The sequence below is a fragment of the Mycobacterium sp. E2497 genome, from assembly GCF_001668695.1.
Taxonomy (GTDB): domain Bacteria; phylum Actinomycetota; class Actinomycetes; order Mycobacteriales; family Mycobacteriaceae; genus Mycobacterium.
The window spans coordinates 1-7,507 of the sequence record NZ_LZKD01000248.1; the positions used below are offsets into that span (position 1 = coordinate 1).

General features: G+C 72.8%; 1 protein-coding gene and 3 pseudogenes. 3 read left to right on the forward strand and 1 reads right to left on the reverse strand.

Annotation, left to right across the window (positions count from 1 at the left end):
- Window positions 1-285, reverse strand: a pseudogene (locus A5713_RS23665) (hypothetical protein); the annotation flags it as partial.
- On the opposite strand from A5713_RS23665, the pseudogene A5713_RS23670 reads away from it, so the two are divergent.
- The 3 genes and pseudogenes from A5713_RS23670 to A5713_RS23680 form a co-directional block, all read left to right on the forward strand.
- Window positions 272-3,772 (forward strand): annotated as a pseudogene (locus A5713_RS23670) (SDR family NAD(P)-dependent oxidoreductase); the annotation flags it as partial. The pseudogenes A5713_RS23665 and A5713_RS23670 overlap by 14 nt on opposite strands.
- Window position 3,773: 1 nt before the next feature.
- Window positions 3,774-6,836, forward strand: a complete 3,063-nt coding sequence (locus tag A5713_RS23675) for a type I polyketide synthase (protein WP_068098584.1) — start codon at window positions 3,774-3,776, stop codon at window positions 6,834-6,836.
- A gap of 124 nt (window positions 6,837-6,960) precedes the next feature.
- Window positions 6,961-7,507 (forward strand): annotated as a pseudogene (locus A5713_RS23680) (type III polyketide synthase); the annotation flags it as partial.

Genomic DNA, 7,507 nt, shown 5'->3' on the forward strand with positions numbered 1-7,507 from the left:
CAGCTCGACGAACCCCGCGCCGGGGAACAACACCGTCCCGGTCACCGCGTGATCGGCCAGCCACGGCTGGGCCGCGGTCGAGAGCCGGCCCGTCAACACCACGCCGCCCGAATCGGGCCGCTCCACCACCGCGCCCAACAGGGCATGCTCGGCCGCCGCCAGGCCCAGGCCGGCGGTGTCGCGGGCGCCCATCGACTCCGCCGACAACCAAAACCTGCGCCGCTGAAAGGCATACGTCGGCAGGTCGACCCGGCGGGCGGCCAGGCCGGCGAACGCCGCGGCCCAGCCGTGGCTGGCCGATCACGCGGTGACCGGGACGGTGTTGTTCCCCGGCGCGGGGTTCGTCGAGCTGGCGCTGCGGGCCGGCGACGAGGTGGGCTGCCCGGTGATCGAGGAACTGACGCTGTCGGCGCCGCTGCCGCTGCCGGCCGCCGGCGCGGTCCGCGTGCAGGTGGTGGTCGACGCCGCCGCCGAGAACGGATCCCGGGCCGTCGCGGTGTATTCGCAGGCCGGCGCGGAGTGGACGGTGCATGCGCAGGGCGTGCTGAGCGAGGGCGCGCCCGGACCGGAAACGGATCTGTCGGTGTGGCCGCCCATCGGCGCCGCGGAGGTCGACGTGACGGGCGCGTACGACGACCTGGCGGCGCGCGGCTACGGGTACGGTCCGGCCTTCCGCGGCCTGCGGAGGGTGTGGCGCCGGGGCGCCGAGACCTTCGCCGAGGTGGAGGCCCCGCAGCAGGCCGGTGTGACGGTGGGCGGCTTCGGGATTCACCCGGTCGTGTTGGACGCGGCCCTGCACGCCCTGGGGGTCGCCGACGAGCGGGGCCAGACCGTCCTGCCGTTCTCCTGGCAGGGGGTGTGCCTGTATGCGGCCGGGGCGTCGCGGGTCCGGGTGCGGCTGGCCCCGGCGGGCGAGGGTGCGGTCGCGGTCGACTTGGCCGACTCGTCGGGTGTGCCGGTGCTGTCGGTGGGCGAGCTGGTGACGCGTCCGGTCTCGGCCGCGCAGCTGTCGGCGGCCGTCGCGGCGCGATCCGGCGGCGGGGAACTGTTGGAGGCCGTGTGGTCCCCGATCACGTTGCCCGACGACGCCGTCGGCGCGGAACCCGAGGTGTGGCGGCCGCCGGCGGGCGGCCCCGAGGTGGTCGGATCGGTGTACACCGCCACCCACGAGGCGCTGCGGGTGTTGCAGTCCCGGGGCGAGGGCGCCCCGCCGCTGGTGGTGCAGACCCGCGGCGCGGTCGCGCTGCCCGGCGAGGACGTGTCGGACCTGGCCGGCTCGGCGGTGTGGGGGCTGGTGCGGTCGGCGCAGGCCGAGCATCCGGGCCAGGTGGCGCTGGTCGACACCGACGGGTCGCTCGATCTCGCGTCCGTGATCGGTTGTGGGGAACCGCAATTGGTGGTCCGCGACGGCGTCGCCCACGGCGCCCGGCTGATGCCGCTCAAGGCGCACCCCGTGTTGCGGTTGCCCGAGCCGCCGTCGGTGTGGCGGCTGGCGGCCGGCGACGCCGGCACGCTGGAGGACCTGGCGGTCGAGTCCGGCCCGCCGGCCGACCTGGCGGCCGGGCAGGTGCGGGTGGCGGTGGCGGCCGCCGGGGTGAACTTCCGCGACGTGTTGGTGGCCCTGGGCATGTACCCGGGCGCGGCGCAGCTGGGCGCCGAGGGTGCCGGGCTGGTGACCGAGATTGGGCCCCGCATCACGGATCTGGCCGTCGGCGACCCGGTCATGGGAATCGTGGGCCTGACGGGGTCGGAGGCCGTCGTCGATCGGCGGCTGGTGACGCGCGTGCCGCCGGGCTGGTCGTTCGCCGACGCCGCCGGCGTGCCGGTGGTGTTCCTCACGGCGTATTACGGGTTGTCGGTCCTGGGCGGGCTGCGGGCCGGCGAGCGGGTGCTGGTGCACGCGGGCGCGGGCGGGGTGGGCATGGCCGCCGTGCAACTGGCCCGGCACTGGGGCGCCGAGGTCTTCGTCACCGCCAGCCGCGGCAAGTGGGACACCCTGCACGCCATGGGTCTGGACGACGAGCACATCGCGGATTCGCGGACGCTGGACTTCGAGCGCGAGTTCTCCGCCGCCACGGGCGGCGCCGGGATGGACGTCGTGCTCAACTCGCTGGCCGGCGAGTTCACCGACGCCTCGCTGCGGCTGCTGGCCCCCGGTGGGCGCTTCATCGAGATGGGCAAGACGGACCTGCGCGACCCGGCGGCCCTGGCCGATGTCGAATACCGCGCGTTCGATCTGATGGAGGCCGGGCCGGACCGCATCGCCGAGATGCTGGCCGAGTTGATGCGGTTGTTCGCAGACGGGGTGCTGAAGCCGTTGCCGGTCAAGGCCTTCGACGTGCGGTGCGCCGCGGACGCCTACCGGTTCGTCAGCCAGGCCCGCCACATCGGCAAGGTCGTGCTCACCATGCCCGACGGGCCCGCCGGGCTGGGCGGCGGCACCGTGCTGATCACCGGCGGGACGGGCATGGCGGGGGCGGCGGTGGCCCGCCACCTGGTCGACCGCCACCGGGTGCCGCACATCGTGTTGGTCAGCCGCAGCGGGGAGGGGGCCGACGGCGTGCCCGAGCTGGTCGCCGAGCTGCGCGGCGCCGGGGCGCAGGTGTCGGTGGTGGCCTGCGATGTCGGCGACCGGGACGCCCTGGCGCGGGTGCTGGCGCAGGTACCGGCGCACCTCCCGCTGCGCGGGGTGTTCCATGCCGCGGGCGTGCTGGACGACGCGGTGATCGCGTCGCTGACGCCGGAGCGCATCGACACGGTGTTGCGGTCCAAAGTCGACGGCGCGTGGCACCTGCACGAGCTGACCCGGGGGCTGGATCTGGCGGCGTTCGTGGTGTTTTCGTCGATGGCGGGAATCGTCGGTGCGCCGGGCCAGGGCAACTATGCGGCGGCCAACAGCTTCCTCGACGGCCTGGTGGCCTACCGCCGGGCCCACCGGTTGCCCGGCCTGTCCATCGCCTGGGGGATGTGGGAGCAGGCCTCGGCCATGACGCAGCACCTCGGCGACCGCGACAAGGCGCGGATGAGCCGCGCCGGGCTCGCCGCGCTGTCCACCCGCCAAGCGCTGGACCTGCTGGACGCCGCGCTGCTGGCCGAGCCCCCCGTCGTGGTGGCCACCCGGCTCGACACCGCCGCGCTGGCGCACGCCGGCGCCGCGCTGCCGCCGTTGTTGAGCCAGTTGGCATCTCGGCCGGTGCGGCGGATCCTCGACCCGACCGACATGGTGTCGTTGACTGGTCTGCGGGCGCGGCTGGAGGGACTGGCCCCCGAGCAGCGGCGCCGTGAGCTGGTGGAGCTGGTGAGCGGCAATGCCGCCACGGTGTTGGGTCACAGCACCGCGGACGTCGGCGCCGAGCAAGCCTTCGCCGATCTCGGCTTCGACTCGCTGACCGCCGTGGAGCTGCGGAACAGGCTGAAAATCGCGACCGGGCTGACCCTTTCGCCGACGCTGATCTTCGATCACCCGACGCCGGCGGCGCTGGCCGAGCATCTCGACGCTCAGCTGTCCACCGGGCCGAGCGGTGAGCCGCCCGATCGCATGGCCCGCTTCAACGACGTGATCCGCGAGATGCAGGCGCTGCTCGGCCGATCCGACTTCAGCCCCGGCGACAAGGCGCAGCTCGCCACCCGGCTGGAGGGCCTGCTGGCCGGCCTGACCGGCCCCGCGCCCGCCCCGTATCCCGACCACCCCGACGACCCGTTCGACGACGACATCGCCACCGCCACCGAGAGCCAGCTCTTCGCCATCCTCGACGAAGAGGGCGGCCCCTAGCATGACCGACGTCGCCATCATCGGCCTCGCATGCCGATTCCCGGGCGCGGAGAACCCACGCGATTTCTGGGGCGTGCTGCGCGACGGCCGGGAGGCGACGCGGCTGCCCGGCGACGTCGCGGAGTTCGACGCCGATTTCTTCCACCTCTCGCCGCGCGAGGCGTGCGCGATGGACCCGCGCCAACGATTGGCCCTCGAACTGGCTTGGGAGACGTTCGAAGACGCGTTTGTGGTGCCGGAAACCGTTCGCGCTGAGTCTGTTTCGGTGTACATCGGGGCGATGGCCGACGATTACGCGGTCCTCACGCTGCGCGACATCGCCGACAACCTCGACCACCACTCGTTCGCCGGCATCAGCCGGGGAATGATCGCCAACAGGGTGTCCTACGCCCTCGGGTTGCACGGGCCCAGCATGATCGTCGATTCCGGGCAATCCTCTTCGCTGACCGCGGTGCACCTCGCGTGCGAGGGCCTGCGTTCCGGCGAATCGACGCTGGCGCTGGCCGGCGGCGTCCATCTCAACCTGGCCGACGAAACGGCAATGCTGGAGCGCGAATTCGGGGCGCTGTCGACATCGGGTCACACCTACGCGTTCGATCCGCGCGCGGACGGCTACGTCCGTCGAGAGGGCGGCGGCCTGGTGCTGCTCAAGCCGTTGCCGGCGGCCCTGCGCGACGGGGACCGCATCCATGCCGTCATCCGGGGCAGCGCCGTGGGCAACGCCGGGCACAACGCCACGGGCCAGACGGTGCCCTCGGTCTCCGCCGAGGCCGACGTGATCCGGCGGGCGCTTGCCGCGGCCGGCCTGGGCAGCGGCGACATCGACTACGTCGAGGCGCACGGCACCGGGACGAGGGTCGGCGACGCGGCGGAAACACAGGCGCTGGGTGAGGTGTTCGGCGGGCGCGGCCACCCGCTGGACGTGGGATCGGTGAAGACCAACATCGGCCACGCCGGCGCCGCCGCGGGCATCGCGGGACTGCTGAAGGCCGTGCTGGCCGTGCGCCATTCGGTGATTCCGCCGAGCCTCAACTACGCCGGGGCGAATCCCGACCTCGATCGCGTGGGGTTGCGGGTCACCACCGCCGCGCAGCCGTGGCCGAGCACGGAGCGCCCGCGCCGCGCCGGGGTGTCGTCGTTCGGCATGGGCGGCACGAACGCGCACGTCGTCGTGGAACAGGCCCCGGCGCAACCGGATACCCCCGCGGGGGTGCCCGACGGGCCGGTTGCGTGGGTGCTGTCGGGCCGCTCCGGGCGCGCGCTGGCCAACCAGGCGCGGCGGCTCACGGAATGGCTGGCGGACTCGGAGGCGACCGCGCCCGACGTGGCGTGGTCGCTGGTGACGACGCGTTCGGTGTTCGACCATCGGGCGGTGCTGGTGGGTCACGATCGCGAGGCGCTGACCCGCGACCTGGCGGCCTTGGCCGCCGGGGAGCCGGCCCCCGGGCTGGTGGTCGGCCACGCCGGGCCGGCGGTCAGGACGGCCTTCGTGTTCCCCGGCCAAGGCTCGCAATGGCCGGGGATGGGCCGCGGGCTCCATCACCGGTTTCCGGCGTTCGCCCGCGCGTTCGACGAGGCCGCCGCCGCGATGGACACCCACCTGCGGGTGCCGGTGCGCGAGGTGATGTGGGGCGGCGATGCGGAGTCGTTGCAGGACACCGAGTTCGCGCAGCCGGCGCTTTTCGTTCTCGAGGTGGCCCTCGCCGCCCTGTGGCGGTCGTGGGGGGTGACACCCGATGTGGTGCTGGGCCATTCGGTGGGGGAGATCGCGGCGGCGTGTGTGGCGGGCGCGCTGTCGCTGGCCGACGCGGCGCGCGTCGTGGCGGCCCGCGGCGAATTGATGGCCCGGCTGCCGGCGGGCGGGGTCATGGTGGCGGTGAGCGCCGGCGAGGCGGAGGTGACCCCGATGCTGGGCGCGGACGTCAGCATCGCCGCGGTCAACGGACCGAACGCGGTGGTGCTGTCCGGTGGGCGGGACGCGGTTGCCGCGGTCGCCGACCGCCTGGCGGGCACCGGCCGGCGGACGCACCGGTTGGCGGTCTCGCACGCTTTCCACTCGCCGTTGATGGAACCGATGCTCGACGAGTTCGCGCATCGGATCTCCGGCGTCGAACCGCGACAGCCCCGAATCTGCCTGATCTCCAACGTGTTCGGAGAGCCCGCCGCCCCCGGATACGGATCCGTGCGGTACTGGGTCGAACATGTGCGCCGGCCGGTGCGTTTCCTCGAAGGCGTGCGCGCCGCCGAGGCGTTGGGGGTGACGGCGTTCGCCGAGATGGGCCCGGGTGGTGGGCTGAGCCCGGCGGTGGACCAGTCGCTGACCACCGAGCGGCCGATCTCGGTGGTGACCATGCCCAAGGACGGTCCCGAGATCGAGTCGCTGCTGCACGCGGCCGGCCGGCTGTTCACAGCCGGTGTCGGCGTCGGCTGGCCGGACGTGCTGGCCGGCGCGGGGGGCCGCCGGGTCGACCTGCCGACGTACGGGTTTGCGCGACAACGGTTCTGGCTGGGGGATAAACGGGATGCGCTGCCGGCCAAGGTGAGTCGTTCCCCGGACCTGACCGAGCGGTTGCACGCCCTGCCGCAGGCGGACCAGCGGAGGCGGCTGGTCGAGCTGGTCTGCGAGCACGTCGCCGCCGTCTCGGGACACCCCGATGGCCGGGCCATCGACCGCGACCGCGCCTTCGCCGACCTCGGGTTCGACTCGCTGACAGGCGTCGAACTGCGCAACCGGCTGACCACCGCGACCGGCCTGGCTCTGTCGCGGACCCTGATCTTCGACTATCCCACGCCCGCGGCGCTGGCCGATCATCTGCGGCAGCAACTGTTCCGCGGGGACGGCGACGAATCCGACGACGACAAGCTGTGGTCTGCGCTGCGCAGCATCCCGGTCGCCGAGCTCCGCAGAGCCGGATTGCTCGACAAGCTTCTGCTGCTCGCCGGTAAGCCGGAAGACGTTGTCGCCGAACCGCTCATCAGCGGTGACGAGATCGATTCCCTGACCCCGGACGCGTTGATCGCGATGGCGCTGAATTCGGGTGACGACGAGGACGCCACACGATGAAACGCCAAATCAATTACACACACGTCGAATACGTCAATCTTTTGCCGGAATACCGCGAACCGCATAAGCTTCGGGGATCGGCGAAAGTCCCAGTCAAGCTGGGATCCAAGCAAGAGGGTTGGGCATGAGCGTCATCGCGGGTGTGTTCGGAGCGTTGCCGCCGCATCGTTACAGCCAGGCCGAAATCACCGACCAGCTCGTCGAATTCCCGGCACTCAAGGAGCACGAGGGAGTTGTGCGGCGGCTGCACGCCGCCGCCAAGGTCAACAGCCGTCACCTGGTCCTGCCGCTGGAGCGTTACCCGTCGCTGACCGATTTCGGTGAGGCCAACGAGATCTTCATTGAACACGCCGTCGAACTCGGTTGCGAAGCGCTGCTGGGCGCGCTCGACGAGGCCGGCCTGCGACCGCAGGACATCGACATGATCGCCACCACCACGGTGACCGGCGTTGCGGTGCCGTCGCTGGACGCGCGGGTCGCCGGTCGGCTGGGACTGCGCCCGGACGTGCGTCGGGTGCCGCTTTTCGGGTTGGGCTGTGCGGCCGGGGCGGCGGGCGTGGGCCGGTTGCACGACTATCTGCGCGGCGCACCGGACGGCGTCGCGGCCCTGGTGTCGGTCGAGCTGTGCTCGCTCACCTTCCCGGCGGTCAAGCCCACCGTGTCGGGCCTGG

Excerpts from the sequence above, each read along its gene's own strand:
- A5713_RS23675 (WP_068098584.1), top strand. The coding sequence starts at position 3,774 with ATGACCGACGTCGCCATCATCGGCCTCGCATGCCGATTCCCGGGCGCG.